The sequence below is a fragment of the Hydrogenophaga sp. genome, from assembly GCF_048549895.1.
Lineage (GTDB): Bacteria > Pseudomonadota > Gammaproteobacteria > Burkholderiales > Burkholderiaceae_C > Hydrogenophaga.
In genome coordinates this window covers 1-26,811 of record NZ_JBLYYB010000080.1, presented here as the reverse complement: position 1 = coordinate 26,811, position 26,811 = coordinate 1, and the positions used below count along the sequence as shown (strand labels likewise).

The following is a 26,811-nucleotide window of genomic DNA, read 5'->3' as shown; positions in this document are numbered from 1 at the left end:
GAACTCGTCCGTGAAGCTCCTTCGGGTTCTTGTCATGCCTATCTCCTGAACACATCATGTCATTGGATGTGTCCGGGAAACTGGGGGAAGCCCAGAGTGCCCTGCGGTCAGCGCGAAGCTGCTGCGCAAAAGCCACTTCCTCTGGGGTCAATGCGACCACACCAAGACCAAGTTTTCGCAAGAACGGGCCGTTCTCAGGCTCCAGCTCCCTCTCATACAAGAGGTCTGGAACGACCATTGTCAATCCACAGGAAAAGGCGCCCTCCAACAGTCCGCCCCGTTCCAAGTCGATCAGTATGGATGTGTCGGAAACCAGGATGATCATGGCGGTCTACGCGATGTGTCCCATTAGGCGTCGATCAAGCTCTCGAACACTGATGTTGAGAAGCTCCGCCGCTTTGGCTTCGGATATGACGGCCTCGGCGACGGCCCGCATGCACATGCGCTCCATGCGCAATGGCACTTCTGCGGGCAGCGAATACGGCTCCGTCGAAGCCGGTCCGTTCCACCCGAGTCCGCGAATCTGGGCCCACAACCTGCCGTAGGCGGCCTTCGTCAGCACACCCAACTGTGAGCAGCGCACGACCAACGAGGCCACGCTGACCTTGAATATCTTCTTCAACTCCGCCAGTTCGCCCAATGAAATAGACGTGCGATGCTGGCCTAGCAGTCGCAGCACCATGTCTTTCGCCATGAGAAATGCACCAGCAAATCGATCCGCAGCCTTCTCTTGATCCGCCTCGCTCAGACTACTGAATCGCAACACAAGGTGAGCGAGTTCGTGAGCCAACGTGAACCGCTGTCGTTCGCCGTTGTGGTGCTGATTGACGACGATGACCGGCACATCCCCACGCTCTGGTCGCGTCACGAAAGCTTTGGAGCCTGAAACGGCAATGGGAAGGTCCAGCGCGATCACTTTGACGCCCTTGTCCTCCAGCATCTCGGCCATGATTGGGATCGGGTCGATACCTAGGGCCCAGAGTTCGCGTAGGGCATCGGCCGCCCGTTCCGCATCTTCGATGCGATGGATTTCAAACACTGGAGCGTCAGGTGCAAGCCACGCACCGTCAAGCCCAGGGAACAGTTCCTCCAGTTCCAGATAGCGCTCGACCTGATCAAGGATGGCAGCCTCGACGGCCCGCTCTTCCTTCACTCCAGCATGTGGTGCCTTGCGGAAGTCCACCCCCGTAAGCTCGATCTCTCGCTCACTGAGAAGGAATTCCGGTGAGACGCGAAGCGCCTTCGCCATCGCGAGCAGGACCGTGGAACTGGGCATCATTTCATCACGTTCGTACTTGCCGATAGCTTGTGCCGACACCTGCCCATGGATGACGGCCTCAAGGTCGCGCAGGGACAAGCCCAGCGCTTCGCGAGACCTTTTTAGCCTATTTCCGATCATGGTGCTCTCCGATCCTTTGGTTTACAAGTTGACATCGTGAATGATATTTTGTAAACTTCACTCCGTCAACCAAATAGGGGCTCTGAATGACAAATCGAAACAACGTTCACATCGTTCGGCGTGGCGCCAAGTGTGGCGCCCTGCGTGAGGGCGGGCAACGCGCAAGCCACGTCTTCGGCACCCAGGCACAGGCGATTCCGGCGGGGCGCGATATGGCCCGACAAGGCCCAGGCGAACTCTCGATCCACGGGCTGGACGGGCACATCCGGACCCGAGACTCCTACGGCAACGATCCGTGCCCGCCGAAGGACTCCAAATCGGCTGAACCTGTTGCAGCGGGCACCTAAAGCATCAAATAAAGGACCAGAACATCATGAGTGAAGCAGCAAACAGATCGTCGGACAAGAAGGACGTCGCCGTCATCTTCAACGGCCGTGCAAAGGTCGTGGAAAAGGACTTCTTGACCTTTGCGGAAATCGTCGCCCTGTCGTTCGACAACCCGCCGACCGGGGATGGCGTCGACTTCACAATCCAGTACACCAAAGGCCACTCTGGCAAGCCCAAGGGATCTTTGGTAGCGGGAGAGTCGGTCAAGGTCAACGACGGGATGGAATTCGATGTCACGCCAACCAATCGCTCGTAGCCCTGATCTTCAAAAGCTGCGTCAAGACGGGTACGACATCGAGTGCAAAGGTGCATACCTTCTTGTAAAGGACATTCCGTACGTGAATGCTCAACGACAGATCAAGCGCGGAATATTGATCTCCAGCCTGGAGCTGCTGGACGATGCGACCAAGACGCCAGGAACCCATGTCACGTACTGGACTGGGGAGCATCCCTGCTTGAGCACCGGCGTGAAATTGGCATCCATCGAGAACCCAAGCCAAGTTCAGTCGCTCGGCGATGGAATTCAGGCCGATTTCACGTTCTCTGCCAAGGCCGACTACCGGGACTACCACCACAAGATGACGACGTACATCGAACGCATCAGTGGAGAAGCCCGACTGATTGATCCGTCCGTGACGGCGATGACACATCCGGTGCATTTGGCGGGCGAGGAAGAGTCCCTGTTCAACTACATCGACACGGCTTCAGCCCGGGCGAACGTTGGCGCCCTCAACGAAAGACTCGCGCAGCTGCGCGTGGCTATCGTCGGGCTGGGCGGCACGGGCGCCTATGTTCTGGATTTCCTGGCCAAGACACGCATCGCTGAAATCCACCTTTTCGATGGCGATGTCTTTGAACAACACAATGCGTTCCGAGCGCCAGGCGCCGCTTCCATTGGAGACTTGAGAGCCCATAGCTCGAAAGTCCAGCACTGGGCTCGCGTGTACGGCGAGATGCGTGCTGGTGTCGTTGCCCATCCCCGCTTTCTGGACGGCTCGAACGCCAGCGAACTCCAGGGGTTCGACTACGTGTTCCTGTCCATGGACTCCAGCCAGGCCAAGCGTGAGATCGTCGCTGCTTTGGAACAGATGGGAACACCGTTCATTGAGACGGGCATGGGTGTGTTGCGAAATGACGATCAACTGAGAGGGCTCGTTCGGGTGGTCACGAGCACGCCGCAGACCAGGGATCACGCACGACCTCACATCTCCTTCGCTGATGGCAATGAGGGAGAAAACGAGTACTCGACGAACATCCAGATCGTCGAACTAAACGCCTTGGCCGCCTCGCTTGCGGTGATTCGTTTCAAAAAGCTCGTGGGCTTCTATGCCGACAGTTGCCACGACTACCGCAGCGGCTATTCGATCAGCGCTAACGACATCGTGGCTGAGGGGATGTAGTGTCGCGACTGAACCGGATTCAACATGAATACGTCGAGTTCATTCCCGCCCGCCTGGAAGAAGGCCGACTTTACATTTCGCAGAAGTATCGAACAGCGACGCACCTGTGCTGCTGCGGTTGCGGAATGGAGGTCGTGACGCCACTGAACCCGGCGAAGTGGCACTTGAGCAACCACGGTGACACCGTGTCTTTGCATCCATCCATCGGCAACTGGGGCTTTCCGTGTCGGTCGCACTATTGGATTACCTCTGGAAAGATTCGGTGGGCGAGTGCCATGTCCGATGGACAGATCAGGAGAGTGCGGGCCAACGACCATCGCGCCGTTGAACTTCAAGCGCGGAGGGAATCCGGAGTGGACACTCCCAAGGCGCAGACGGCGCAGCCCTCTTCCCAGGTAACGAATTTCATTGCGTGGCTACGCCGGCTTTGGTAAGCGCGCTTGTAACGGATCCCAAGGGGGGGGGACACCCCTGTTCGAGACGTCAATGCACCTCATGAATTGACGACATCCTTTTGAAGGACTAGATCTTGCCTTTCCATGTGTGCGGCCAGAGCTCGTCAAGTACCCGGTCTTGGAGGCACAGCGGTCGTACGAGCGCTGGCCATCGAATGCCCGGTGATGACCGTCACTGTCGTTCGGGTCGACAGTCCCCAGTGACGCGGGCAGTCTTAAGCTGTCCCAAACTTCTTGTCGAGAAGCAACGCTGAAACGACTCGGCGGCTCCGAAAAATAGCAATTATTCGAGCGTTGATCATTTGTCGATCGATCAACATCAGTTCAAAGCCAGCTTCGCAGGCTCAAACGCCCCACAGTTGAGAACCATGTGCTTGGCACAGGACCGCGAGTCATCCTTACCGGTCTCCAGCGCCTTGCTGGCGTAAACCTTCGACGCTTCCAGGAATCCCAGGCCGCGAGCGGCCTCGCTGAGGTAGAAGTAGGTCAGGTCAAACTGGTGGTCGATGTCCATGACGCTGACGGCGAGGTCGCGCCAACGCTGATTGGCGTGCAGTTCTTTCAAGCTCCCTTGCTTGATCAGGAACACAGGCACGTTGCTTCCCTTCAGCTCGGTGAGCCCGCTCTCAAAGGCAAACCATTGCGGTGAATACAGCGCGATGGCTTTGGTGGGGTCGGGCTTGGGTCTTTGCGATTTCGGGCCGCGAAGCCAGTCGAAGGTTGAAGCGTCCTTGGGCGCGGCTTCAAACGACAGGTTGTATAGACGCAGCATGGGCTGCTGCAGTTCCGACAGGTAGCGAATGCGGTTGTCAGGGCTGGGGTGCGTGGCGAGGAAGCTGCCACGGGCGCCACTGCTCTTGGCGGCCATCTTCGTCCACAGCGACACCGCGGCCTCGGGCCTGTAGCCGGCTCTTGCCGCGAGCTCAATGCCGATGCGATCGGACTCGGTTTCGGCCGTGCGGCTGTTGGGCATGGCGATGAAGGCCAGGGCTCCCAGTGAAAGTGTCTGGTGCTTGTTCTGAAAGTCCTGGGCGCTGGTGGCCGTCACGCCCGCCATCAAGATGGCGCCCAGTTCTCCCATCATGCGCACGGACTGCTTCTCGGCTCCATGGCCAGCCAGTGCGTGTCCGATTTCATGGCCCATGACCTGCGCGATCTCGTCATCGGTGGCGCCCAGCTGTTCGGCCAGGCCGCTATAGAAGCCCATGAGCCCACCCGGCATGGCAAAGGCATTGACGGTTTTGGGCTCATCAATGACGTTGATCTGCCAGTCCCACGCGGCGGACTCTGGCCGGTACAACACCGCTTGAGAGATGAGGCGGTTGGTGATGGTGTCCACCCGATCCTTGAGAGGACCGCTGGTGAGGATCTTCTGCTTCTTGTCGTACTCGCCGACCATGGCCGAGTACTGGCTCATGCTCTGGCTGGAGACACTGGCTTCGCTGACCAGACTGGCCTGCATGCGACCGGTCATGGTGTTGGTGGCACAGCCACCGAGCAGTGCGGCAAGACCCAGGATCGCCCAGAACATCAGGCGCCTCGGCCCAAGATCAAAGGCTGCCCTGGAGGCGGTGTTGAGTGCATGCATGGGTCGCTCCATCGGCCTGAATCAAATGAACCAGATGCCGTCAATGGCAGTGGTAGCCCCCCGTCCGCGTTTCGTTGTGGCATCCGTTGGAATTTGTCCCTCCGGAATGGGCAACGGCCAACGTGGTGGCGAAGGTGATCAAACAAGCGATGAGCAACTTCATGTCGACTTTCTTTGTGAAGGTGGATACGTGGGCACCTAACAACCCGATCAACGCGCCCTAAGTTACGAGCAGTTACAACAGTGTGGCAGACATCGGCTCAGATCGGTGCGGAATGCGCTGACGGGCCTTACCCCATTTGGGGTAGGTTGGTAAAAGCGGCGGCTGCGCCAACAGGCCGCTTTCAGCCTTGCAGCCCACTCAACCCTTCACCGAGCGCTACCATCCGCCTGCAAAATTTTTTGCCGCAAGGAGACAAGATGTTCAGTCATGTGATGGTGGGGTCCAACGACCTGGAGCGCTCGAAGGCCTTCTACACCGCGGTGCTCGGCACGCTCGGCGTGGGCGGGCCGGTGGAGAACACGGCGGGCTCGGGCCACAAGCGGCTCTTCTTTCGCCACGAAGGCACCTCGTTCTGCGTGAGCGAGCCCATCAACGGCGAAGCGGCGTGCCCTGCCAACGGCGGCACCATCGGGTTCAAGTGCTCGTCACCCGAGCAATTGCAGGCGTTTCACGACACGGCGGTGGCGCACGGTGGCGTGTCGATTGAAGACGCACCCGGCCCGCGTGGCGGCCCGTCGGGCAGCATGCACCTGGCCTATGTGCGCGACCCGGACGGCAACAAGCTCTGCGCGCTGTACCGCGTGCCATGAGGCCCAGGGGCGCCTCAACCCGCCAGGTTGCGGAACAGATAGCGCCCCAGCGCCACCCAGAAATCACCGCCCGAGTGCTGCTGCCAGACCACCGAAATGTCGACGAAGGCCTTGTGGAAGATCATTGAAAGCAGGCCGAGCAGGCAGACGATGGCGAAGATCTGCAGGGCGGTTTTGAAACGGTCGTCGCTGTTGTTTTGCATGGGTTCAGTGCTTGGGCACAGTGTGGTTTCGGCCGGGCAAGCTCAGGCGCGCGGTGGTGGGGGCCGTCTCTGAGAGCAGTTGCCCCTTGCGCCACACCTTCAGGCGCGTGGCGCGCAGGCGGATGGCGTCGATCGGGTCGCGCGCCTGCAGCAGCACGAAGCTGGCGTCACAGCCTGGCGCGATGCCGTAGCCCTGCAACCCCATCACCTTCGCTGCATTCGTGGTCACAGCCTCAAAACACTGGCGCATGCCGGCCTGGCTGGTCATCTGCGCCACGTGCAGGCCCATGTGGGCCACCTCCAGCATGTCGCCGCTGCCCAGCGAGTACCAGGGGTCCATCACGCAGTCGTGGCCGAAGGCCACGGTCACCCCGGCGGCCATGAGCTCGGGCACGCGCGTCATGCCGCGGCGCTTGGGGTAGGTGTCGTGCCGGCCTTGCAGCGTGATGTTGATCAGCGGGTTGGCCACCGCGCTCACACCGGCTTCGGCGATCAGCGGGATCAGTTTGGAAACGTAGTAGTTGTCCATGCTGTGCATGGAGGTGAGGTGCGAGCCGTTCACGCGGCCCTGCAGGCCCAGGCGTTGTGTTTCGAAGGCCAGGGTCTCGATGTGGCGCGAGAGCGGGTCGTCGCTTTCGTCACAGTGCATGTCCACCGGCAGGCCGCGCTCGGCGGCCAGTTCGCACAGCAGCTTCACGCTGGCGGTGCCTTCGCTCTGCGTGCGCTCGAAATGCGGAATGCCGCCAACCACGTCCACGCCCAGATCGAGTGCGCGCTTCAGGTTGTTCAGCCCGCCGGGTGAGCGCAATACGCCGTCTTGGGGAAACGCGACGAGTTGCACGTCGAGGTAGGGCGCCATGAGGTGCCTGGCTTGCAGCATGGCGCGCACCGGCAGCAGGCTGGCGTCGCTGGTGTCCACGTGGCTGCGAATCGCGAGCAGGCCCTTGGCCACGGCCCAGTCGCCGTAGGCGAGCGCGCGCTCCACCAGCGCTTCTTCGGTCAGCAGCGGCTTGAGCTCGCCCCACAGGGCAATGCCTTCGAGCAGCGTGCCGCTTTGGTTCAAGCGCGGCAGGCCGTAGCTGAGCGTGGCGTCCATGTGAAAGTGCGGGTCGCAGAACGGCGGGGTGAGCAACTGGCCCTGCGCGTCCACGGTTTCATGCGCGGGCGCCTGCAGGCCTTCGGACACCTCGGTGATGCGACCGCCTTGCACCGCCACGCCCATGTCGGTGCGGCCATCGGGCAAGGTGGCGTGGGTGATCAGCAGGTCGAGCATGGGGGGTCGCCTTGGCGGTCGGGTTGCATGAGGCCTTGAGGATAAGCCGCGTGCAGGGATTCGGCAGGTGCCCATGCAGACACCACGCGCACGCCCTCCATAATCGAACGCAACATCGGTGGTCACCACCGGAGGAAGCACCACCCACCACCCCACCACAGAAAGGCTCCGCCGATGCCGCACGACGTCAGCCTGATCGCCACCATCGCAGCCGGGTTCGGCCTGGCGATGGTCTTCGGGTACATCGCGGTGCGCCTGCGCATGCCGCCCCTGGTGGGTTATCTGCTCGCGGGGATCGTCATCAGCCCGGCCACCCCGGGTTTCGTGGCCGACGTGGGGCTGGCCAGCCAGCTGGCCGAGATCGGCGTGATGCTGCTGATGTTCGGCGTGGGTCTGCACTTCTCGATCAGCGACCTCATGGCGGTGCGCCGCATCGCCGTGCCGGGCGCCATCGTGCAGATCGCCGTGGCCACCTTGCTGGGCATCGGCGTCTCTCACTTCTGGGGCTGGAGCCTGGCGGGCTCGCTGGTGTTTGGTTTGTGCCTGTCGGTGGCGAGCACGGTGGTGCTGCTGCGCGCGCTGGAGGCCAAGGGCCTGCTCAAGTCCATCAACGGTCAGATCGCGGTGGGCTGGCTGGTGGTGGAAGACCTGGTGATGGTGATGGTGCTGGTGTTGCTGCCGGCGCTGGCCGGCGTGATCGCCCCGGCCGACGGTGTGGCCTCCACCCAGGGCAGCGACATCTGGCAGGCGGTGGGCATCACGCTGGCCAAGGTCACGGCCTTCATCGTGCTCATGCTGGTGGTGGGGCGCCGGCTGCTGCCCAAGGCGCTGTGGTGGGTGGCGCGCACCGGCTCGCAGGAGTTGTTCACCTTGAGCGTGGTGGCGGTGGCGGTGGGCGTGGCCTTTGGCGCGGGCAAGCTGTTCGACGTGTCGTTTGCGCTGGGTGCTTTCTTCGCCGGCATGATGATGCGCGAGTCCGAGTTTGCGCACCGCGCGGCGGACGAGTCCTTGCCGCTGCGCGATGCCTTCGCGGTGCTGTTCTTCGTGTCGGTGGGCATGCTGTTCGACCCTTCCGTGGTGTGGAACCAGCCCTTCAAGTTGCTCGCGGTGGTGGCCATCATCATGCTGGGCAAGACCGTGGCGGCGGTGGCGCTGGTGCTGCTGTTCCGCTACCCGCTGAACACCGCGCTCACCGTGGGCGTGAGCCTGGCGCAGATCGGTGAGTTCTCCTTCATCCTGGCCGGCCTGGGTGTGGCGCTGAACCTGATGCCGGTGGAGGGCCAGAGCCTGGTGCTGGCGGGTGCGCTCATTTCGATTGCGGCCAACTCAGCGCTGTTCTCGGCGGTGGAGCCGCTGCAGGCCTGGATACGCGAGCGCTCGGCCTACGCCCGCAAGCTCGAAGCGCGCGACGACCCGCTGGCCGAGTTGCCCGCGTCCACCCACGCGTCGCTGCTGGCGAAACAGGTGGTGCTGGTGGGCCATGGCCGCGTGGGCGAGCGCATCGCGCAGACCTTGCGTGAGCAAGGCATTCCCTTTGTGGTGGCCGAAGAAAACCGCGAGATCGTGGACGCGCTGCGCAAGGACGGCATTGCGGCGGTGAGCGGCGATGCGTCCACACCCGAGGTGCTGATCCAGGCGCACATTGCGCGCGCGGCCGTACTCGTGATCACCATCCCCGACACCATGGGCGTGCGCAAGATGGTGGAGATTGCGCGCACGCTCAACCCCGAGATCGACGTGATCCTGCGCACGCACAACGAAGAAGAGGCCGAGCTGCTGAAACGTGAAAGCCTGGGCACCGTGTTCCTGGGCGACACCGAGCTGGCGCGCGGCATGGCGGCGCATGTGCTGCTGCAGTTCAAACGCTGACACCCCCGATGACCGACCACGACCTGCCCGCGCTCAACGCCACCCCGCCCGGCCTGTACCGCCACTACAAGGGCGGCTGGTACGAGGTGCTGGACACCGTGCGCTGCAGCGAGACCCTGCAAGGCATGACGCTGTACCGCGCGCTCTACGGCGGCTGGGGCCAGTGGGTGCGGCCGGCCGCCATGTTTGGCGAAACTGGCGAGTTCGAAGGCCGCACACAAGCCCGCTTTGTGCGCCACGACCCGGCCGGTGTGCCACTGACAGACCTGCCCACGGCCCAGGCCCTGGTGGCCCACCTGCGCGGTCTGGCGCAGCGCCAGGGCATGCACCTGGATGCGGCCTTGCGCCCGCCGCCACCCGAGCCCGACACCTGCTGCGGGCGCGGCTGCAACGGCTGTGTGTGGGAAGGTTTTTACGAGGCCCTGCACCACTGGCGTGCGGACGCGCTGGGTTTGATCAGAACAGCGACTGCTGCCCCTGCAGGCTCGCCGGCCTGAACAGCGTGGTTTTGAGCGGTTCACGTTCGCGCGCGTAGCCCAGGCGGTCGCAGGTTTTCTCGAACCGCTGGCGGATCAGGTCGGCCCACACGCCGCTGCCTTTCATGCGCTGCGCAAAGTCGGCGTTGTAGTCGCGCCCGCCGCGCATCTCCTGCACGCGGGCCATCACGCGCGCGGCGCGGTCCGGGTAATGCAGCTCCAGCCACTGGCGAAACATGGGGCTCAACTCGTGCGGCAGGCGCAGCACGGTGTAGAAGGCGCGCCGGGCACCGGCCTCATGCGCGGCCTCCAGCACCTGCTCCATGTCGTCGTTGATGAACGGGATCTGCGGCGCCACGCTCACACCCACCGGAATGCCGGCGTCGGTCAGCGTGCGGATGGTGCGCAGCCGGCGGTGCGGCGCGGCAGCGCGCGGCTCCAGCAGGCGGGTGAGCTTCGCGTCGAGCGAGGTGATGGTCACGTACACCGCCGCCAGGCCCTGCGCGGCCATGGGCGCGAGCAGGTCGATGTCGCGTTCCACCCCGCTGCCCTTGGTGACGATGGCCAGCGGGTGGCGGGTGTCGCTCAACACCTGCAACACACCGCGCATGAGGCGCAGTTCGCGCTCAACGGGTTGGTAGGCGTCGGTCACGGTGCCGATGGCGAGCAGCTCGGGCACATGGCGCGGGCTGGCCAGTTCGCGCTGCAGCACCTGCGCGATGTTGCGTTTGGCGATCAGCTTCGTTTCGAAATCGATGCCCGGCGAGAGGTTGAGGTAGCTGTGGCTGGGTCGTGCGTAGCAGTAAACGCAGCCGTGCTCACAACCCCGGTACGGGTTGAGGCCCAGGCGAAAGCCGATGTCGGGCGAGTCGTTGTGGGTGATGGCGCTTTTGGCGTCTTCAAAGCTCACCTCGGTGGCCGGCGGCGGCGCCTCGTCGCGGGCCTGCACGGCGTCGTCGAGTGCGCCCCAGCCGTCGTCGAAGGCCTCGCGGGCGTCGCGCTCGAAGCGGTGCGGCTGGTGCTGGGCCAGACCGCGGCCCTTGATGGCCTGCAGGGGAATGTGGGCAGTGGACATGGAGCGAACACTGTACACAGATACAGCCTAGAATCCGCTTCTTTTTTCAGCCACCTTGCGTGGACCTCCCATGACCTCACCCCCTGCAACGCCCGTTGCTGCGGCCATCGTTTCCGTGCGCGGCGTCAGCAAAACCTACGCGGGCGGCTTCCAGGCGCTCAAGCGGGTCGACCTCGACATCCGACGCGGCGAAATCCTGGCCCTGCTCGGCCCCAACGGCGCCGGCAAGACCACGCTGATCAGCATCATTTGCGGCATGGTCAACGCCAGCGCAGGCACGGTGGTGGCCGATGGCCATGACACCGTGCGCGACTACCGCAAGGCGCGTGAGGCCATCGGCCTGGTGCCGCAGGAACTGCACACCGATTCGTTTGAAACCGTGTGGGCCACGGTGAGCTTCAGCCGCGGCCTCTTCGGCAAGGCACCCGACCCGGCCTACATCGAGAAGATCCTCAAGGACCTCTCGCTCTGGGACAAGAAGGACAGCAAGATCATGGCACTCTCCGGCGGCATGAAGCGCCGCGTGCTGATCGCCAAGGCACTCTCGCACGAGCCCAAGATTTTGTTTCTGGACGAGCCCAGCGCGGGGGTGGACGTGGAGCTGCGGCACGACATGTGGCGCATGGTGCGGGCGCTGCGCGAAGCGGGCACCACCATCATCCTCACCACGCACTACATCGAAGAGGCCGAAGACATGGCCGACCGCATCGGCGTGATCCGCCAGGGCGAGCTGATCCTGGTGGAAGACAAACACGTGCTCATGCGCAAGCTGGGCAAGAAGCAGCTCACGCTCACGCTGCAGCACACCATCACCCAACTGCCCGAGCCCCTGGCGCCGTGGGCGCTGGAGATCACCGAAGCTGGCCACGCCCTCACCTACACCTTTGACGCGCAGAAGGACGACACCGGCATCGCCGAGCTGCTGCGCGCGCTGGCCGACAACAACATCCACTTCAAGGATTTGCGCTCCAGCGAAAGCTCTTTGGAGGACATCTTCGTCAGCCTCGTTCATGAAAAGAAAGGGGTGGCAGCATGATGGGTTTGAACATTCACGCAGTCAGGGCGATTTACCAGTTCGAAATGAACCGCGCCCTGCGCACCTGGGCGCAAAGCATCATGGCGCCGGTGCTCAGCACCTCGCTGTACTTCATCGTCTTCGGCTCGGCCATCGGTTCGCGCATGGGCGACATCGACGGCGTGAGCTACGGCGCCTACATCATCCCCGGCCTGCTCATGCTCTCGCTGCTGAGCGAAAGCATCTCCAACGCGGCCTTCGGCATCTACATGCCCAAGTGGTCCGGCACCATCTACGAGCTGCTGAGCGCGCCGGTGAACTGGGTCGAGGTGCTGCTGGGCTATGTGGGCGCCGCCGCCACCAAGAGCCTCACGCTGGGCCTGCTCATCTTGTTGACCGCGCGCGTGTTCGTGCCGTACGAGGTGGCGCACCCGGTGTGGATGGTGGGCTTCCTCATCCTCACCGCCATCACCTTCTGCCTGTTCGGTTTCATCATCGGCCTGTGGGCCGACAGTTTCCAGAAACTGCAGGTGATCCCGCTGCTGGTGATCACACCGCTCACCTTTCTGGGTGGCGCGTTCTACAGCATCAACATGCTGCCGCCGGTGTGGCAAACGGTGTCGCTGTTCAACCCCGTGGTCTACCTCATCAGCGGCCTGCGCTGGGCCTTCTACGGCGTGGCCGACGTGCACATTGCCGTGAGCACCGGCATGACGCTGGCGTTCATGACCGTGTGTCTGGCGGTGGTGTGGTGGGTGTTCAAGACGGGGCGCAAGATCCGGCGCTGATCACGGCCATCGACCGGTGTCGCACCGGGCACCGGTGCGAGTCGGCCGCATTTCAGGAAATGGCACACTTGACACCCCCCAGGGCATGGGAGTCCCATGCCTGTTCACTGCCACCTTCCCTCTGGAGACAAGTTCAATGGATCGTCGTTCAATGATCAAGAACGCTGGCATCGCCGGCGTCCTGACCACCGGTATCGCCCCCGCCGTGCACGCGCAGGCCGCCGTGCGCTGGCGCCTGGCCAGCAGCTTCCCCAAGTCGCTGCCCACCATCTTCGGCTCCGCCGAAAAATTCTCCGAGACCGTCAAGGCTCTCTCGGGCGGCAAGTTCGAAATCTCTGTGCACGCTGCGGGCGACATCGTCCCCGCCTTCGGTGTGGTTGACGCCATCCAGGACAACACCATCGAGATGGCGCAGACCGCGCCTTACTACTTCACCGGCAAGGACCCCATCTTCGCGTTCGGCTGCGCTGTGCCCTTCGGCCTGACCGCACGCCACATGGACGCCTGGATGGAACACGGCAACGGCCGCAAGCTGATGGACGAGTTCTACGGCAAGTTCAACATCGTCTCGATGAGCTCCGGCAACACCGGCACCCAGATGGGTGGCTGGTACCGCAAGGAGATCAAGAGCGTGGCCGACCTCAAGGGCCTGAAGATGCGCCTGGGCGGCGGCCTGTTCGGCGAGACCATGGCCAAGCTGGGCGTGGTGGCGCAGAACATGCCCGCCGGTGAGGTGTACCAGGCGCTGGAAAAAGGCACGCTGGACGCCACCGAGTTCGTTGGCCCGGCCGACGACGAGCGCCTGGGCTTCAACAAGGTCGCGCCGTTCTATTACTACCCGGGCTGGTGGGAAGGTGGCGCCGAGCTGGAGTTCTTCATCAACAAGAAGGCCTTCGACACCCTGTCGCCCGAGAACAAGGCCATCATCCGTGCCGCTGGTGCCGTGGCTGCGCGCGACATGACCGCCAAGTACGACGCCCTGAACCCGGTGGCGCTCAAGCGCCTGGTGGGCAGTGGCACCAAGCTCAAGCCTTTCACCAAGGACGTGATGGACGCCGGCTTCAAGGCCGCGATGGAAGTGTTCGCCACGCATGAAGCCAAGTCGCCCGAGTTCAAGAAGATCCACCAGGACATGCGCGCCTTCCAGCGCGACCAGGTCCTGTGGAGCCGCTTCTCCGAATGGCGCTACGACAGCTTCATCACCACCGCCAAGATCTGACCTGGCCGCTGGCCCTCAGCGCTTCACACGGCCCGCCTTGGCGGGCTTTGTTTTGCCTGCAGGTTCCTTGGGCCGGACCTGCTCCAGCCACAACAGCGTGTCGGCGTGGGTCATGAAGCGCCGCAGGTAGTCGGGCGAGAGGTCGCGCATGAGCCCCAGGGTGCGCAGCACGAGCATGTGCGAATTGAGCGGGCCTGCGTTCTCCGGACCACGCTGCACGGCCTCGGTCACGTCGTCTTCGGCGCAGATGCGCGACCAGGTCTCTTGGAAGCGCAGTGCGCTCTTGAGATCGGGGCTGGCCTGTGTGGTGGCGGCCAGGCTCTGGTTGAGCTGGGCCAGTGGGGAGATGGCTTTCTTCGATGGAGCCACCGGCGCTGCGGGTGCAGCGGCGTCGGCTGGCTCGGCCATGGCGCGTTGCAGGCGGCCTTGCAGCACACGCTGCACCGCCTCGGGCGCGGCCTGCATGCGCCGGCGCAGGGCCTGCGCGTAGTGGTCCCGCACACGGTCTCGCACCGGATCACTCACGCGAGGTCGCTTTCGCGGCGCTGGCCGCTTTCGGCACGGGCGCCATCTCCACCCGGCGGTTGAGCGCGCGGCCCTTTTCGTCGGCATTGGAGGCCACGGGCTGTTCAGCGCCAAAAGCCGCGCTGAACACACGCTGCGGCGGCATGCCTTCATCGATCAGGGCGCGGGTCACGGTGAGCGCGCGCTGTGCCGAGAGTTCGAGGTTGTCGGTGTAGCGCTGGTTGTTGGCCTGCACCGGGCGGTCGTCGGTGAAGCCGCTGACCATCAGCATCTCGTCGCGCTCGCCCAGGTACACCTGCAGCGGTGGCACCAGGCTCTTGAGGACTTGGCGGCCTTCGGGCCGCAGCTCGTCGGAGTTCAATGGAAACAACACGCTGCCGCTGATGCCGATGCGCCCGTTGTCCAGCGTGACGCGGCCGGTCTGCAGCGGAATGGCCAGCGCCTTCTCCAGCGCCATGCGGCGGGCCTCTTCTTGCTGGCGCTTCTGCACCTCCGACTGCAGGCTCGCCACCAGGTCCATCTGCACCACCAGCACGCCGATGAGGATGAGCACGAAGGCGCCCACCAGACCGGCCATGAGGTCGCCGAACACGGCCCAGACCGGCGCGCTCTGTTCGCCTGCGCCATCGTCGATGCTGTCGTCCACGACCCTGTCCAGCCCGGTCATCACGCGGCGCTCTCCGCCGTGCGCTTCAGGTCACTGCGCAGTCGGCGCAGATCTTCGACGATGCCTTGCTGCGAGCTGATGCTCAGGTCAATCACCTCGCGCGCCTGCGCCACGCAGTAGGCCAGTTGCTCGTCGCTGCGCTGCATCGACTGGCCCACCGCCGCTTCAATGCGCTGCAGGCTGCTGATGAGCTTGTCGTTGGTGGCGGCAAAGAGCTGCACGCCGTGGCCAAAGGCCTCGCCCAGCGCGGCCAGTTCGATGGCGCTGCCGCTGACCTGCGCGGCCACATCGTCAGCGCGGTGGGCCTGCGCGCCCACGGTCTCGGCGAACTGGCGGCCCACCTGGTCCAGCACGCTGCCGGCAGAGGACACCAGCGACTCGATGGCCGCGCGCTGCTCGCCCGTGGCCTGCTGCACGGTCTGCAGCAGGCTGCCGATGTTGTTCATGAGCGTGGCGCGCTCCTGCAGCGCGAGCTTGTCGCGCTCGCCGAGCTGCGTGGTCTCGCGGCGCAGCTGCGCGATCACCTCGGCGGCGGCCTTGGGCGCTTCGGCGGCGGTTTCCAGCAGGCGCTGCACCGCCGCCTCGGCGCGTGTGGCCTCTTCGCTGCGCAGGGCCGCCAGTTCGTCGCGCCAGCGGGTGGCTGTCTGCTCCAGCGTCTGGCCCACGGCCCGCTGCTGCGCCAGGGTCTGCGCGCCCAGTTGTTGCCACTCGGCTTGCAGGGTGGCGGCCATGGCCTGCAAGGCCTGGGTCCAGGCTTCCAACCGCGTCTCTTCCACCGCGACCTGCTCGGCCCGCGCACGGCCGAGGGTGTCTTGCATCCCGGTGACCATGTCATGGGTCTGGCTGCGCACGGCCTCGAACACGCGCTCGTGCAGGCGGGTGGATTCGGCTGCGATGGCGGTCATGGCGTTCTCCACCACCGGCTGCAGCGTCTCTCCCGCGATGCGTGCACTGGTCGCGAGGCTCTCGTTCAACGACCGCGCCACCGACTGGCCCAGCGCCTGGTAGCTTGCGCCAGCTTCGCGGTGGAACGCGTCCTGGCGTGCGAGCAACTGCTCGTCCAGCTGTTGCCCGCGACGCTCCATCTGTTCCATCAAGGCCTGCAGCTGGTTCACCACCGCCGGCAGTGCGCCGGCCTGCTGCTGCAGCGCCTTGAAGGTTTCATTGCGCTGGTGCGCGAGCGAGAACGGGCGGAACACGGTGGACACCTGCGCGTCGAGCTGGCGCACCGAGCCCAGGCGTTCGCGCCGGCTGATGGCCGACATGAGGCCGAGCATGGCCGAGGTGGCCACGCCCACCACCGAGGTGCCGAACGCCAGGCCCAGGCCCTTGATGGGTTCGGCCAATGCGGAGCGGATGGCCTGCAGATCGGCAGTGCCTTCCAGCGTGAACACGGCGCCGCGGAAGGTGACCACCAGCCCCAGGAAGGTGCCGAGCATGCCCAGCATCACCAGCAGGCCGATCAGGTACGGCGTGAGCGCCAGGCCGGGCAAGGCGCTTCGCTCACCCTCGATGCGCGCACGCACGGGGCCTTGCAGCGCGGGCGGCACGCGGCCGAGCCAGTCGCTCAGCTGCGCGAGCGGTTGCGGCACCTCGGCCAGCGCCAGCGCCAGCGCGGCCGTGGCCGCTGAGTAGCGCCGGATCTCCTGCGCGCCCAGCAGGTAGACGGCGCCGATGGCCAGGGTCATGGTCAGCGCGATGGCGCTGGTGCCGACAAAGCCCCAGCCGACCCAGACCACGGCCATGAGGCCGAGGGCAAAGGCAAGGGTCACACAAAGGCGGTTCACGGTGTGGGGACTCATGGGTGTTGTTTCACTTCCTGGCTCAGGGCTTCAACCATGCCGGCCACGGGCTGCAACCGCAGGTCCAGTTCGGCCAGCAGGGTCTGCTGCAGCTCGTGTTCAAACAGCGGCTGCCAGCCGCCGGGGTGGGATTGGCGCAGCTGTGCAAAGCGCGCTTTGAGAAAGCTGGGCACGGTCGCCAGCAGCCGCTGTTCGCGCCCGCCCAGCATGGGCTCCAGCACAGCGTCCAGCGCGGCCAACTGCGCCAGACGCGCAGAGGTCTGCGACAAGATCTTTCGCACGTGGCCGCGCAGCGCTTCAATGCTCATGTCCATGCGGCGCTGCTGCTCCAGGCAACGCTGGTGGTGCGGTGCAAAGCCGGCGTCGGTGTCGTCGGTGCCCTCATCGCCCGGCGCCAGCGGTGGGCTGGTGATGGCCTGGCTCAGCGTGGTGCGCACGCGCTGCAGCTCGGCCTGCACAGCGCGGGCGCTGGCCGGCACCGCCGGGCGCCGGGCGCGCGCCACGGCGGGCATGGCCTGGTGGAGCGAACTCAGCGCAATGGCATCGGCCACGTTGAACCACTGGCCCAGGCGCTCGGCAAGATCTTGCCGCGGCACGTCCGCGGGCGCGGCCTGCCAGCCGGCGAGCTGGCGCACCAGAGCTGAGCGGTTGAAGTTGCTGCGCAAAAAAGCATTCCTTGGCGCCCCACAGGCGCAATCGGCATCAAGAACAGGGTGGGTTGCCGACTTGGTGGGGCGTGCACGCCCGTCAGCGGTGGCCAGACCGGACATCCGGTGGCCAAGGCGACATTAGAAACGATCCGCCGGGCCGACTTGTAACCGCCAGCCCGGGGTGAGTGGTTCAGCCTGATCGGAGGCCGGCTACAACGTTTTTTAGGACCAACTCACTGGGTACAAACCCAGTAAACATGATGGGCAATGGCAGAACATCGTGCGAAGAGCCCACTTACGATCAGAACTTCAAGGGGACTACACCACTCCCCGATAGCTCTGTATATACAATGCACTTCCGATGAAAAATCTCAAGGTCTCGCCGAAAACACTCGATAAGCTTCGGGACAAGCATGATGTCACGGTACGTGAAGTCGAGCAATGCTTCGAAAATATTGACGGCCCGCTCTTGATTGATGACCGAGAAGAGCACAAATCAGATCCGCCGACGCTATGGTTTATCAGCCGAACAAACAAGAATCGGCTGCTCAAAGTTGCGTATATACAGCGTGGCAGTACAGTCCAGCTTCGCACTTGCTACGAGCCCAATGAGGCCGAGATGCTCATCTACTCAAGTCACTTACCCCAATGGAGAACCACATGAAACGAATCGCAGGCACCGATGAAGCTTGGGAAAGCCGTGAACTCGGCGCAGATCCGGCTCACGCGAAGGTGGCCGGCGCGGAGCACGCTACAGCACTGGAGGAATCGCTTGGACTACAGTCCATATCCATCCGGCTGCCACGCCAGCTCATCGAAACATACAAGCTGATCGCAAGCCATCACGGCATCGGCTACCAGCCCCTCATGCGAGACATCCTGCAACGGTTCGTGCCTGAAGGCATGAGAGAGATCGTCGCAGAACAAAATCTGAAAGCCGAGCAAGCCGGGGCCAGGATTGAAGAGTTGCGGAAAGCCGCCTGATCCGCTTGTCACGCTCACAAAACCCGCTTCGGCGGGTTTTTTATTGACCCATCGTTTCAGACATCATCACGATGTGTCGCATGCTCCACTGACGCTGCCCATCTCCGGTCACTTCCAAACTGAGGTTGGGCAGCCACTAACGACCCGGGGCGCCCTGGCCTCAGAGCACCAGCACGGCGCGGAAGTCGTTCACGTTGGTGTGCGTGGGCCCGGTGACCACCAGGTCACCCAGCGGCTGGAAATAGCCGTAAGCGTCGTTGCGCGCGAGGTGGTCGGTCACCTTGAGCCCCTGCGCGGCGGCGCGGGCCAGGGTATCGGGCGTGACGAGCGCACCGGCGTTGTCTTCCATGCCGTCGATGCCGTCGGTGTCGGCGGCGAGCGCCCACACCTGTGAGATACCGTTCAAGGCTTGGGCCATGCCCAGGCAGAACTCCCCCGCCCGGCCGCCTTTGCCCTTGGCCTGGCCTTCGACGCGCGGACGCACCGTCACGGTGGTCTCGCCGCCGCTGAGGATCACGCACGGTGTCTTGAAATCGCTGCGGCCCAGCGCCGCCGAGCGCGCGAGTGCTGCGTGCACCTTGCCCACCTCGCGCGACTCGCCTTCGATCTCGTCGCTGAGCACATAGGTGTTGAGCCCGATCGCGCGCGCGGCGGCCGCAGCGGCTTCCAGGCTTTGCTGCGGCGTGGCGATCAGGTGCACCTCGTGGCCGTGCAGGCGCGCATCACCCGGTTTGGGTGTTTCGAGTTCGCCGCGCTCCAGCTGCGCGCGCACGCCGGTGGGCACGTCGATGCCGTAGCGCTGCAGGATGTCGAGCGCGTCGGCACAGCTCGTGGCGTCGGCCACCGTGGGGCCGCTGGCGATCACGCTCACGTCGTCACCGGGCACGTCGCTGATGGTGATGGTGACCACGCGCGCAGGCGCGCAGCCGGCCGCCAGCCGCCCACCCTTGATGCGCGAGAGGTGCTTGCGCACCGTGTTCATCTCCAGGATGTTGGCGCCGCTGTTGAGCAGCTCGCGGTTGATGCGCTGTTTGTCTTCGAGCGTGAGGCCTTCGGCCGGCAGCGTGAGCAGCGAGGAGCCACCGCCCGAGATGAGGCAAAGCACCAGGTCGTCGGCGGTGAGGCCTTGCGTGAGCTGCAGGATGCGCTGCGCAGCGGCCAAGCCCGCGGCGTCGGGCACCGGGTGCGAGGCTTCCACCACCTCGATGCGGTTTTTCAAGCCCGCCGGGCGCGGCGGCGTGTGGTCGTAGCGCGTGACCACCAGGCCGGAGATGGGCGCGTCGGCTGGCCACAGGGCTTCCACCGCCTGGGCCATGGCACCACCGGCCTTGCCGGCGCCGATCACCACGGTGCGGCCCTTGGGTGGCGGTGGCAAAAAGGCGGCCGTGTTGTGCAGCGGCAGCGCGCGCTGCACCGCCACGTCATACAGGTGGCGCAGCAAGGCGCGGGGGTCGTTGACGGAGGGGGATGAGGTTGTGTTGGGCATGGGGTGAGTTTAGAGAATGCCGGCCCTCACCCCAACCCTCTCCCGCGACTGGGAGAAGGCGCGCCTGCACTTCAGGCAGCCGGGTCTGGCGCGATGGCGTGGTTGGCCATGTGCTCCAGGCTGCGGCACAGCGCCGAGTGGTCCAGCCCCGCCATGCCGTGGGCGGCACAGCTTTGCATCAGCTGCGCCGCGCTGGCCGTGTGCGGCAGGCTCAGGCCCAGCTCTTTCGCGCCCTGCAGCGCGAGGTTCAAATCCTTCTGGTGCAGCTCGATGCGAAAGCCCGGCTTGAAGGTGCGCTGGATCATGCGTTCGCCGTGCACTTCAAGAATGCGGCTGGCGGCAAATCCGCCCATGAGCGCCTGGCGCACCTTGGCCGGGTCTGCGCCGGCCTTGCTGGCGAACAGCAGGGCTTCGGCCACGGCCTCGATGTTGAGCGCCACGATGATCTGGTTGGCCACCTTGGTGGTCTGGCCGTCGCCGTTGCCGCCCACCAGGGTGATGTTCTTGCCCATGGCTTCGAACAGCGGCTTCACGCGGTCAAACGTGTCCTGCGATCCACCCACCATGATGGTGAGGCTGGCGGCCTTGGCGCCCACTTCGCCGCCGCTGACCGGCGCGTCCAGGTACTCGCAGCCCAGCGCGTTGATCTTCTGCGCAAACTGCTTGGTGGCCATGGGGCTGATGGAGCTCATGTCCACCACCACCTTGCCGGCCTGCAGGCCTTTGGACACGCCGTGTTCGCCAAACAGCACATCCTCCACGTGCGGCGTGTCGGGCACCATGGTGATGACGATGTCGGCGCGTTTCGCCACCTCGGTGGCGTTGGTGCAGATGGTTGCGCCCTGCTCGGCAAACGCTTCGGGCACCTTGCTGCGGCTGCTCACAAACAGGCTGTGCCCCGCCTTGAGCAGGTTGAGTGCCATGGGCGTGCCCATGGTGCCCAGGCCGATGAAGCCGACTTTGAGTCCGTCTCTGGTCATGTGTGTCTCTGTTGTTTTTTCAAAGTGATTGGCCATGGGCGGCGATCCAGCCCAGGCCGCGGTCGGTGCCACCAGGCGTTGCATCTTTCGGCTTGTATTCGCAGCCGATCCAGCCGGCGTAGCCCAACGCGTCGATGTGCTTGAACAGGAAACGGTGGTCGATCTCGCCGGTGCCGGGCTCGTGGCGGCCGGGTGTGTCGGCCAGTTGCATGTGGGCAATGCGCGGCAGCAGTTCCCGGATGGTGTTGGCCAGCTCGCCTTCCATGCGCTGTGCGTGGTAGATGTCGTACTGCAGGAACACGTTGTCCGAACCCACCTCGTCCATCAGTTCGATGGCCTGGCGCGGGCGGTTGACGAAGTAGCCCGGCATGTCGAAGCGGTTGATGGGCTCGATCAGCAGCGGGATGCCGAGTTTCTTGGCCTCTGCTGCGGCGTGGCGCACATTGCCCACCCAGGTGGCGCGGGCCTGCGCCTCGCTCACGCCGGCGGGCACCAGACCCGCCATGCAATGCCATCGCTGCACACCGATCACCGGCGCGTAGCTGGCGGCCCTGGCCACCCCGGCGCGGAACTCGTCTTCACGTCCCGGAATGCAGGCCATGCCGCGCTCGCCTGCAGCCCAGTCGCCCGGTGGCAGATTGTGCAGCACCAGTTCGAGGTGGTTGTCCTTCAATCGGTTGGCGATCTCTTCCGCGGGAAAGTCATAGGGAAACAGGAACTCGACCGCCTGGAACCCGGCTTTGGAAGCGGCGGCAAAGCGGTCGAGGAACGGCAGCTCGTTCCAGAGCATGGAGAGGTTGGCGGCAAAACGGGGCACGTGTGTTTCCTTGTTATTCCAGCAGGCCTGCAGCCACCAGCCCTTCGCGACCCTCGGGGTGCAGGCACTCGATGTCTTCAAACTCGTTGATGGCGTTGATCTCGGTGCCCATGGCGATGTTGGTCACCTTCTCCAGGATCACCTCCACCACCACCGGCACGCTGAACTGACGCGCCATCACCTGCGCTTCGCGCAGCGCGGCCTGGATCTTCGCCGGGTCGGTCACCCGCAGCGACTTGCAACCCAGGCCCTCCACCACCGCTTGATGGTCCACGCCGTAGCCCTTGAGCGCCGGGTCGTCCACGTTCTGGTTGTCGAAAGCGAGTTGCACGCAGTAGTCCATCTCGAAACCGCGCTGCGCCTGCCGAATGAGGCCGAGGTAGCTGTTGTTCACCAGCACCTGAACATAGGGCAGGCGGAACTGGGCACCCACGGCCAGCTCTTCGACCAGGAACTGGAAGTCGTAGTCGCCCGAAAGGCCGACCACGGTTTTGGTGGGGTCGGCCGCCACCACGCCCAGCGCGGCGGGGATCGTCCAGCCCAGCGGACCGGCCTGACCGCAGTTGATCCACTGGCGCGGGCCGTACACGTGCAGGAACTGCGCACCGGCGATTTGTGAAAGGCCGATGGTAGACACGTAGACCGTTTCGCGGCCGAAGGCGGCGTTCATCTCTTCGTACACGCGCTGCGGCTTGATCGGCATGTTGTCGAAGTGGGTCTTGCGCTGCATGAGTTTCTTGCGCTCGGCGCAGCGGGCGGCCCAAGTGGCGTAGTCCTTCAAGGCACCGGCGGCCTTGCGTTCGCGCGCCACCTGCACGAAGAGTTCGAGCGCGATTTTTGCGTCCGACACGATGCCCAGGTCGGGGTTGAACACGCGTCCGATCTGGGTCGGTTCAATGTCCACGTGCACGAATGTGCGACCCTGGGTGTAGACCTCGATCGAACCCGTGTGGCGGTTGGCCCAGCGGTTGCCGATGCCCAGCACGAAGTCGCTCGCCAGCATGGTGGCGTTGCCGTAGCGGTGGCTGGTCTGCAGGCCGCACATGCCGGCCATGAGCGGGTGGTCGTCGGGGATGCTGCCCCAGGCCATGAGGGTGGGAATCACCGGCACACCGGTGAGTTCGGCCAGCTCCACCAGCAGCGCGGACGCGTCGGCGTTGATGATGCCGCCACCGGCCACGATGAGCGGTTTGCTGGACGCAGCCAGCATGTCCAGCGCCTTCTCCACCTGCTTGCGTGTGGCCGCGGGTTTGTACACCGGCAGCGGTTCGTAGGTATCGATGTCGAACTCGATCTCCGCCATCTGCACATCGATCGGCAGGTCGATCAAGACCGGGCCCGGGCGGCCCGAGCGCATGAGGTGAAAGGCCTGCTGGAAGGCGCGCGGCACCAGCGCGGGCTCGCGCACCGTCACGCTCCATTTGGTCACCGGCTTGCTGATGGCTTCGATGTCCACCGCCTGGAAGTCTTCCTTGTACATGCGTGCACGCGGCGCCTGGCCGGTGATGCACAAGATGGGAATGCTGTCGGCGATGGCCGAGTACAGGCCGGTGATCATGTCGGTGCCGGCCGGGCCGCTGGTGCCGATGCACACGCCGATGTTGCCCGCCTTGGCCCGGGTGTAACCCTCGGCCATGTGCGACGCACCCTCCACATGGCGCGCCAGCACATGGGCAATCGTCTGGCGCTCGCGCAGTTGGGCGTAGAGCGGGTTGATGGCTGCACCCGGCACACCGAAGGCCTGGGTGATCCCCTCCTTCTCCATCACGAGCACGGCGGCCATCGCGGCTTTCATCTTCGGCATGTCTGTCTCCAGTGGGTTGGTGAACTGGGACCGATGCTAGGGAGCCCGACTGGTTTTGAGAATGCCACTGGCTGTACGTTGATTCGGTACCCCAGGTATGGAATCGACCATTCAGGACTACCATGGGCCCATGGACCGTTTCAAGGAAATCGAGGCCTTCGTGCAGGTGATGGAACACGGCAGCCTGGCCGCGGCCGCGCTGCACGCGGGCATCACGCCGGTGATGATGGGCCGGCGCATCGACGCGCTGGAAAAACGCCTGGGCACGCAGCTCATGCACCGCTCGACCCGCCGTCTGGTGCTCACCGAACAGGGGGCCACGTTCCTCGATGAATGCCGCGGCCTGCTGGCGCAATGGGCCAGCGCCGAAGCCACCGTTTCCTCACAGCGCCACAGCGCCAGCGGTCACCTGGTGGTGTCGGCCCCGGCCGCTTTCGGGCGCATGCACGTGGCGCCCCACGCCAGCGCCTTCCTCAAGGCCAACCCGCAACTGCGCATCTCGTTCAACCTGACCGACCGCGTGGTGGACCTGGTGCGCGAGGGTTACGACATGGCCCTGCGCATCGGCAATGTGATCGACCCCAACTTCGTGGCCATCAAGCTGTCGACCAACCAGCGTGTGGTGTGCGGCACGCCCGCCTACTTTCGCAAGCACGGCAAGCCCAAAACGCTGGACGATCTGAAAGCGCACAACTGCCTGGCCTTCAACCTGCAAGGCGGGCAGCAGCGCGGCTGGTACTTTTTGCAGGACGGCAAGACCGTGACCGTGCGCGCCGAAGGCAACCTGGACTGCAACGACGGCGAGCTGCTGCACCGCTGGGTGAGCGAAGGCCTGGGCCTGGGCTGGCGCAGCACCTGGGAAATTCAGCTGCAGTTGCAGCGCGGCGAACTCGTGACGGTGCTCGACGAATTCGCCTTGCCCGAATACGACATCCTGGCGGTGTACCCGAAGCAGCGGCACCTGCCGGCCAAGGTGCGCTTCTTCATCGAGCACCTGAAAAAGATCTACGCCAAGCCCGGCTACTGGCTGCGTGACGCACCTTGAGCGTGCTGCGGATTCAGGCGCGTGCCACACCGGTCTTGAACACCGCCACCGACGCCACCAGCTGCTGAGCCTGCTGCTTGAGGCTGTCGGCCGCTGCGGCGCTCTCTTCGACCAGCGCGGCGTTCTGCTGCGTGCCCTGGTCCATGCGGGTGATGGCCTGGCCAACCTGCGCCACGCCCGAACTCTGCTCGGAACTCGCCGCGCTGATCTCGCCCACGATGTCGCTCACGCGGCGGATCGAGGCCACCACTTCCTGCATGGTGGTCCCAGCCTGGTCCACAAGAGCAGAGCCTTGTTCGACCCGGGCCACGCTGGCGCCGATCAGGCCCTTGATTTCCTTGGCGGCCTCGGCACTGCGCTGCGCGAGGTTGCGCACTTCGCCGGCCACCACCGCGAAACCACGGCCTTGTTCACCCGCGCGTGCCGCTTCCACCGCCGCGTTGAGCGCGAGGATGTTGGTCTGAAACGCAATGCCGTCAATGACCCCGATGATGTCGCTGATCTTGCGGCTGCTCTCGTTGATGCCCTTCATGGTCTGCACCACGCGGCCCACCACTTCACCGCCCTGCACCGCCACGCTGGACGCGCTCTGGGCCAGCTGGCTGGCCTGGCGTGCGTTGTCGGCGTTGTGGCGCACGGTGGTGCCCAGTTGCTCCATGGTGGCGGCGGTCTCTTCCAGTTCACTGGCCTGCTGTTCGGTGCGGGCCGAGAGGTCCTGGTTGCCCAAGGCGATCTCGCTGCTGGCGTGTGACACGTAATCAGAGCTGCGGCGCACATCGGTCACGGCCTTGGACAGACCTTGCTGCATGGTCTGCAACCAGGCGAGCAGGCTGTCGGTGTCGCCTTTTCCGAGGTGGATCGGTGTGGTCAGGTCACCTTCGGCGACGGCCCGGGCAATGCTCACAGCGATGCGCGGCTCGCCGCCGAGCTGGCGCAGCATGTTGCGGGTGATCATCAGCGCCAGGCCGATACCGATCACCAGCGACAGGCCCAGCAGGCCCGTCACGGCAAAGCGAGCCTGGTCGTACACCGTGGTCACGTGCTGGGCGGAAGTTTCGCCGCCGTCGTAGTTGAACTGGATCAAGCCGTTCAGCGCCGAGATCACCTCGTCAAATGCCATGCTGGAGAGGCCGTCGGCAATGTCGGCGGCGTCCACCTGCTGCTTGTCGCGCCCGAGCTTGATGACCTTTTCGTTGGCCTGCAGGTAGGCGGTCCACGCGGTGGACAGCTTGGTGTTCAGTGCCGTCTCTTCGTCACCCGACACGCGCCCCTGGTAGCCGGCAAACAGGGCCTGCAGCGACTTGCCGGCCTCCTTCATCTTGTCTTCGTACTCGGCGTGGTAACTGGTGTCGTCGGTGCGGCTGTGCTTGATCTCGAACTCGCGGTACTCCACCGCCAGCGCGCGGGCGTCCGACAGGGCGCCCACGCCCTTGAGCCATTTCTGGGACAACGCGATGGCTTCACCATCCACGCTCTTCAGACCCACCAGAGCGGTGGCACCGAGAGCGGCCGTCAACACCAGGATGGACGCAAACGCGCCGAAGAGCTGCTGACCCACCGTCAGACGACGGAGCCAGCCAAAGGGATGGGGAAGTTTTTTCATCGCGCCACCGCCATCACTTCTTGTGACCGATGTAGCTGGCGCCGATCACCTTGCCGCCTGCGTCCTTGATGGGGTTGTAGCAGGCGTCAAAGGCGGTGCCGAGCACGTCGATGGGGCCGCAGAACTGCTGGCCCTTGCTCACGGATTCGTAAGCGGCGTTGCGGGCGAGCTGGGTGCCCACGCCGCGCTTGCCTTCGGGCGTGAGCACGTTGGTGCTGACGCGAACGAACTCGTCGCCTTCTTTCACGAAGACGGTGGCGGTGGCCTGGTGGCTCTTGCGGATGCCGTCGACCACGTCGAAGTTGTTGTTGATCTTGCGCTCGCCAAAAAACAGGGCGGGCACGGCCTTGCCGGCGACGGTGTCGGTGCCTTCGACGCGCGGTGTGCCGATCTTGCTCAGGCGACCGTCGAGGTCGGCGATGGTGGCCTTGGGGTCGTTGGCGTGGGCGAAGGAGGCAGAGACGGCCAGCGTGGCCAGCATGAGGGCG

29 protein-coding genes and 2 pseudogenes are annotated in these 26,811 nt (G+C 64.5%); 14 read left to right on the top strand and 17 right to left on the bottom strand.

Going from position 1 to position 26,811, the window contains the following annotated elements:
* Positions 1–325 (bottom strand): annotated as a pseudogene (locus ACN4F8_RS09105) (hypothetical protein); the annotation flags it as partial.
* Positions 326–331: 6 nt separating this feature from the next.
* Positions 332–1,399, bottom strand: coding sequence for a helix-turn-helix domain-containing protein (locus ACN4F8_RS09100; protein WP_419473286.1), 1,068 nt, complete (start codon positions 1,397–1,399; stop codon positions 332–334).
* Positions 1,400–1,485: 86 nt separating this feature from the next.
* Between ACN4F8_RS09100 and ACN4F8_RS09095 the strand changes: the two genes are divergently transcribed.
* Genes ACN4F8_RS09095 through ACN4F8_RS09080 form a run of 4 tightly spaced genes read left to right on the top strand, consistent with a single transcriptional unit; the run spans position 1,486 to position 3,620 of the window.
* Positions 1,486–1,746 carry a DUF2188 domain-containing protein gene (locus ACN4F8_RS09095; protein WP_419473285.1) on the top strand — a complete coding sequence of 87 codons (261 nt, stop codon included), beginning with the start codon at positions 1,486–1,488 and terminating at the stop codon, positions 1,744–1,746.
* A gap of 26 nt (positions 1,747–1,772) precedes the next feature.
* A complete protein-coding gene (locus ACN4F8_RS09090; protein ID WP_419473284.1) occupies positions 1,773–2,042 on the top strand; it encodes a multiubiquitin domain-containing protein in 270 nt (89 codons plus the stop codon).
* On the top strand, positions 2,017–3,186 hold the full coding sequence (locus ACN4F8_RS09085) for a ThiF family adenylyltransferase (RefSeq protein WP_419473283.1): 1,170 nt from the start codon (positions 2,017–2,019) through the stop codon (positions 3,184–3,186). The genes ACN4F8_RS09090 and ACN4F8_RS09085 overlap by 26 nt, the downstream gene beginning before the upstream one ends.
* Complete coding sequence (locus ACN4F8_RS09080; RefSeq protein WP_419473282.1) at positions 3,186–3,620, top strand: DUF6527 family protein; 435 nt, start codon at positions 3,186–3,188, stop codon at positions 3,618–3,620. The genes ACN4F8_RS09085 and ACN4F8_RS09080 overlap by 1 nt, the downstream gene beginning before the upstream one ends.
* 340 nt (positions 3,621–3,960) lie before the next feature.
* On the opposite strand, the gene ACN4F8_RS09075 is transcribed toward ACN4F8_RS09080, so the two are convergent.
* A complete protein-coding gene (locus ACN4F8_RS09075; RefSeq protein ID WP_419473281.1) occupies positions 3,961–5,229 on the bottom strand; it encodes a M48 family metallopeptidase in 1,269 nt (422 codons plus the stop codon).
* Between the two features lie 40 nt (positions 5,230–5,269).
* A complete protein-coding gene (locus tag ACN4F8_RS09070; RefSeq protein WP_419473280.1) occupies positions 5,270–5,392 on the bottom strand; it encodes a YHYH domain-containing protein in 123 nt (40 codons plus the stop codon).
* 257 nt (positions 5,393–5,649) lie between these two features.
* Here ACN4F8_RS09070 and ACN4F8_RS09065 point away from each other — a divergent pair, with 257 nt between their 5' ends.
* Complete coding sequence (locus ACN4F8_RS09065) at positions 5,650–6,042, top strand: VOC family protein (RefSeq protein WP_419473279.1); 393 nt, start codon at positions 5,650–5,652, stop codon at positions 6,040–6,042.
* Positions 6,043–6,056: 14 nt separating this feature from the next.
* Here ACN4F8_RS09065 and ACN4F8_RS09060 read toward each other — a convergent pair whose 3' ends face one another.
* Complete coding sequence (locus ACN4F8_RS09060; protein WP_419473278.1) at positions 6,057–6,245, bottom strand: hypothetical protein; 189 nt, start codon at positions 6,243–6,245, stop codon at positions 6,057–6,059.
* A 4-nt stretch (positions 6,246–6,249) separates the two neighbouring features.
* Positions 6,250–7,518 (bottom strand): amidohydrolase family protein, encoded by a 1,269-nt coding sequence (locus tag ACN4F8_RS09055; protein WP_419473277.1) that lies wholly within the window; start codon positions 7,516–7,518, stop codon positions 6,250–6,252.
* A gap of 174 nt (positions 7,519–7,692) precedes the next feature.
* Between ACN4F8_RS09055 and ybaL the strand changes: the two genes are divergently transcribed.
* From ybaL to ACN4F8_RS09040, 3 genes and pseudogenes are all read left to right on the top strand, one after another.
* Positions 7,693–9,387, top strand: coding sequence for a YbaL family putative K(+) efflux transporter (ybaL, locus tag ACN4F8_RS09050; protein ID WP_419473276.1), 1,695 nt, complete (start codon positions 7,693–7,695; stop codon positions 9,385–9,387).
* An 8-nt stretch (positions 9,388–9,395) separates the two neighbouring features.
* Positions 9,396–9,617: pseudogene (locus tag ACN4F8_RS09045) on the top strand (DUF1653 domain-containing protein); the annotation flags it as partial.
* A 93-nt stretch (positions 9,618–9,710) separates the two neighbouring features.
* Positions 9,711–9,884 (top strand): oxidoreductase-like domain-containing protein, encoded by a 174-nt coding sequence (locus ACN4F8_RS09040; protein WP_419473288.1) that lies wholly within the window; start codon positions 9,711–9,713, stop codon positions 9,882–9,884.
* On the opposite strand, the gene ACN4F8_RS09035 is transcribed toward ACN4F8_RS09040, so the two are convergent.
* Positions 9,844–10,938 carry a PA0069 family radical SAM protein gene (locus ACN4F8_RS09035; protein ID WP_419473275.1) on the bottom strand — a complete coding sequence of 365 codons (1,095 nt, stop codon included), beginning with the start codon at positions 10,936–10,938 and terminating at the stop codon, positions 9,844–9,846. The two genes, ACN4F8_RS09040 and ACN4F8_RS09035, sit on opposite strands and share 41 nt — an antisense overlap.
* Positions 10,939–11,008: 70 nt before the next feature.
* Between ACN4F8_RS09035 and ACN4F8_RS09030 the strand changes: the two genes are divergently transcribed.
* From ACN4F8_RS09030 to ACN4F8_RS09020, 3 genes are all read left to right on the top strand, one after another.
* Positions 11,009–11,974 carry an ABC transporter ATP-binding protein gene (locus ACN4F8_RS09030; protein ID WP_419473274.1) on the top strand — a complete coding sequence of 322 codons (966 nt, stop codon included), beginning with the start codon at positions 11,009–11,011 and terminating at the stop codon, positions 11,972–11,974.
* 5 nt (positions 11,975–11,979) lie between these two features.
* Complete coding sequence (locus tag ACN4F8_RS09025; RefSeq protein WP_419473273.1) at positions 11,980–12,741, top strand: ABC transporter permease; 762 nt, start codon at positions 11,980–11,982, stop codon at positions 12,739–12,741.
* Between the two features lie 136 nt (positions 12,742–12,877).
* Positions 12,878–13,960 carry a TRAP transporter substrate-binding protein gene (locus tag ACN4F8_RS09020; protein WP_419473272.1) on the top strand — a complete coding sequence of 361 codons (1,083 nt, stop codon included), beginning with the start codon at positions 12,878–12,880 and terminating at the stop codon, positions 13,958–13,960.
* Positions 13,961–13,975: 15 nt separating this feature from the next.
* Here the strand turns inward: ACN4F8_RS09020 and ACN4F8_RS09015 are convergent, their stop codons facing one another.
* The 4 genes from ACN4F8_RS09015 to ACN4F8_RS09000 are packed head-to-tail and all read right to left on the bottom strand — an operon-like array spanning position 13,976 to position 17,619.
* Entirely contained in the window at positions 13,976–14,485 is a 510-nt protein-coding gene (locus tag ACN4F8_RS09015; RefSeq protein ID WP_419473271.1) for a DUF2894 domain-containing protein, read from the bottom strand.
* On the bottom strand, positions 14,478–15,152 hold the full coding sequence (locus tag ACN4F8_RS09010; protein ID WP_419473270.1) for an OmpA family protein: 675 nt from the start codon (positions 15,150–15,152) through the stop codon (positions 14,478–14,480). Before ACN4F8_RS09010 ends, ACN4F8_RS09015 begins: the two co-directional genes overlap by 8 nt.
* Positions 15,152–16,954: a hypothetical protein gene (locus ACN4F8_RS09005; RefSeq protein WP_419473269.1), complete on the bottom strand. Its 1,803-nt coding sequence runs from the start codon at positions 16,952–16,954 to the stop codon at positions 15,152–15,154. The genes ACN4F8_RS09010 and ACN4F8_RS09005 overlap by 1 nt, the downstream gene beginning before the upstream one ends.
* Entirely contained in the window at positions 16,951–17,619 is a 669-nt protein-coding gene (locus ACN4F8_RS09000; RefSeq protein WP_419473268.1) for a DUF3348 family protein, read from the bottom strand. The genes ACN4F8_RS09005 and ACN4F8_RS09000 overlap by 4 nt, the downstream gene beginning before the upstream one ends.
* Positions 17,620–17,965: 346 nt before the next feature.
* Here ACN4F8_RS09000 and ACN4F8_RS08995 point away from each other — a divergent pair, with 346 nt between their 5' ends.
* Positions 17,966–18,268, top strand: a complete 303-nt coding sequence (locus ACN4F8_RS08995) for an ADP-ribosyl-(dinitrogen reductase) hydrolase (protein ID WP_419473267.1) — start codon at positions 17,966–17,968, stop codon at positions 18,266–18,268.
* Positions 18,265–18,588, top strand: coding sequence for a CopG family antitoxin (locus tag ACN4F8_RS08990; RefSeq protein WP_419473266.1), 324 nt, complete (start codon positions 18,265–18,267; stop codon positions 18,586–18,588). Before ACN4F8_RS08995 ends, ACN4F8_RS08990 begins: the two co-directional genes overlap by 4 nt.
* A gap of 160 nt (positions 18,589–18,748) precedes the next feature.
* Here the strand turns inward: ACN4F8_RS08990 and ACN4F8_RS08985 are convergent, their stop codons facing one another.
* The 4 genes from ACN4F8_RS08985 to gcl form a co-directional block, all read right to left on the bottom strand.
* Positions 18,749–20,074, bottom strand: a complete 1,326-nt coding sequence (locus ACN4F8_RS08985) for a glycerate kinase type-2 family protein (RefSeq protein ID WP_419473265.1) — start codon at positions 20,072–20,074, stop codon at positions 18,749–18,751.
* A gap of 71 nt (positions 20,075–20,145) precedes the next feature.
* Positions 20,146–21,054, bottom strand: coding sequence for a 2-hydroxy-3-oxopropionate reductase (gene glxR, locus ACN4F8_RS08980; RefSeq protein ID WP_419473264.1), 909 nt, complete (start codon positions 21,052–21,054; stop codon positions 20,146–20,148).
* 19 nt (positions 21,055–21,073) lie between these two features.
* On the bottom strand, positions 21,074–21,871 hold the full coding sequence (gene hyi, locus ACN4F8_RS08975) for a hydroxypyruvate isomerase (protein ID WP_419473263.1): 798 nt from the start codon (positions 21,869–21,871) through the stop codon (positions 21,074–21,076).
* A 13-nt stretch (positions 21,872–21,884) separates the two neighbouring features.
* A complete protein-coding gene (gene gcl / locus ACN4F8_RS08970; protein ID WP_419473262.1) occupies positions 21,885–23,675 on the bottom strand; it encodes a glyoxylate carboligase in 1,791 nt (596 codons plus the stop codon).
* 130 nt (positions 23,676–23,805) lie between these two features.
* Between gcl and ACN4F8_RS08965 the strand changes: the two genes are divergently transcribed.
* Complete coding sequence (locus ACN4F8_RS08965; RefSeq protein ID WP_419473287.1) at positions 23,806–24,720, top strand: LysR family transcriptional regulator; 915 nt, start codon at positions 23,806–23,808, stop codon at positions 24,718–24,720.
* A 13-nt stretch (positions 24,721–24,733) separates the two neighbouring features.
* Here ACN4F8_RS08965 and ACN4F8_RS08960 read toward each other — a convergent pair whose 3' ends face one another.
* A complete protein-coding gene (locus tag ACN4F8_RS08960) occupies positions 24,734–26,323 on the bottom strand; it encodes a methyl-accepting chemotaxis protein (RefSeq protein WP_419473261.1) in 1,590 nt (529 codons plus the stop codon).
* A gap of 13 nt (positions 26,324–26,336) precedes the next feature.
* The coding region (locus tag ACN4F8_RS08955) for a Cache 3/Cache 2 fusion domain-containing protein (RefSeq protein ID WP_419473260.1) at positions 26,337–26,811 on the bottom strand (475 nt) is incomplete at its 5' end.

Excerpts from the sequence above, each read along its gene's own strand:
- ACN4F8_RS09090 (WP_419473284.1), top strand. The coding sequence starts at position 1,773 with ATGAGTGAAGCAGCAAACAGATCGTCGGACAAGAAGGACGTCGCCGTC.
- ACN4F8_RS08960 (WP_419473261.1), bottom strand. The coding sequence starts at position 26,323 with ATGAAAAAACTTCCCCATCCCTTTGGCTGGCTCCGTCGTCTGACGGTG.
- glxR (WP_419473264.1), bottom strand. The coding sequence starts at position 21,054 with ATGACCAGAGACGGACTCAAAGTCGGCTTCATCGGCCTGGGCACCATG.
- ACN4F8_RS09100 (WP_419473286.1), bottom strand. The coding sequence starts at position 1,399 with ATGATCGGAAATAGGCTAAAAAGGTCTCGCGAAGCGCTGGGCTTGTCC.
- ACN4F8_RS09040 (WP_419473288.1), top strand. The coding sequence starts at position 9,711 with ATGCACCTGGATGCGGCCTTGCGCCCGCCGCCACCCGAGCCCGACACC.
- ACN4F8_RS09085 (WP_419473283.1), top strand. The coding sequence starts at position 2,017 with ATGTCACGCCAACCAATCGCTCGTAGCCCTGATCTTCAAAAGCTGCGT.
- ACN4F8_RS09005 (WP_419473269.1), bottom strand. The coding sequence starts at position 16,954 with ATGAGTCCCCACACCGTGAACCGCCTTTGTGTGACCCTTGCCTTTGCC.
- ACN4F8_RS09055 (WP_419473277.1), bottom strand. The coding sequence starts at position 7,518 with ATGCTCGACCTGCTGATCACCCACGCCACCTTGCCCGATGGCCGCACC.
- ybaL (WP_419473276.1), top strand. The coding sequence starts at position 7,693 with ATGCCGCACGACGTCAGCCTGATCGCCACCATCGCAGCCGGGTTCGGC.
- ACN4F8_RS09070 (WP_419473280.1), bottom strand. The coding sequence starts at position 5,392 with ATGAAGTTGCTCATCGCTTGTTTGATCACCTTCGCCACCACGTTGGCC.
- gcl (WP_419473262.1), bottom strand. The coding sequence starts at position 23,675 with ATGCCGAAGATGAAAGCCGCGATGGCCGCCGTGCTCGTGATGGAGAAG.
- ACN4F8_RS09075 (WP_419473281.1), bottom strand. The coding sequence starts at position 5,229 with ATGCATGCACTCAACACCGCCTCCAGGGCAGCCTTTGATCTTGGGCCG.
- ACN4F8_RS08985 (WP_419473265.1), bottom strand. The coding sequence starts at position 20,074 with ATGCCCAACACAACCTCATCCCCCTCCGTCAACGACCCCCGCGCCTTG.
- ACN4F8_RS08995 (WP_419473267.1), top strand. The coding sequence starts at position 17,966 with ATGAAAAATCTCAAGGTCTCGCCGAAAACACTCGATAAGCTTCGGGAC.
- ACN4F8_RS09060 (WP_419473278.1), bottom strand. The coding sequence starts at position 6,245 with ATGCAAAACAACAGCGACGACCGTTTCAAAACCGCCCTGCAGATCTTC.
- ACN4F8_RS08990 (WP_419473266.1), top strand. The coding sequence starts at position 18,265 with ATGAAACGAATCGCAGGCACCGATGAAGCTTGGGAAAGCCGTGAACTC.
- ACN4F8_RS08965 (WP_419473287.1), top strand. The coding sequence starts at position 23,806 with ATGGACCGTTTCAAGGAAATCGAGGCCTTCGTGCAGGTGATGGAACAC.
- ACN4F8_RS09095 (WP_419473285.1), top strand. The coding sequence starts at position 1,486 with ATGACAAATCGAAACAACGTTCACATCGTTCGGCGTGGCGCCAAGTGT.
- ACN4F8_RS09065 (WP_419473279.1), top strand. The coding sequence starts at position 5,650 with ATGTTCAGTCATGTGATGGTGGGGTCCAACGACCTGGAGCGCTCGAAG.
- ACN4F8_RS09010 (WP_419473270.1), bottom strand. The coding sequence starts at position 15,152 with ATGACCGGGCTGGACAGGGTCGTGGACGACAGCATCGACGATGGCGCA.
- ACN4F8_RS09030 (WP_419473274.1), top strand. The coding sequence starts at position 11,009 with ATGACCTCACCCCCTGCAACGCCCGTTGCTGCGGCCATCGTTTCCGTG.
- ACN4F8_RS09035 (WP_419473275.1), bottom strand. The coding sequence starts at position 10,938 with ATGTCCACTGCCCACATTCCCCTGCAGGCCATCAAGGGCCGCGGTCTG.
- ACN4F8_RS09020 (WP_419473272.1), top strand. The coding sequence starts at position 12,878 with ATGGATCGTCGTTCAATGATCAAGAACGCTGGCATCGCCGGCGTCCTG.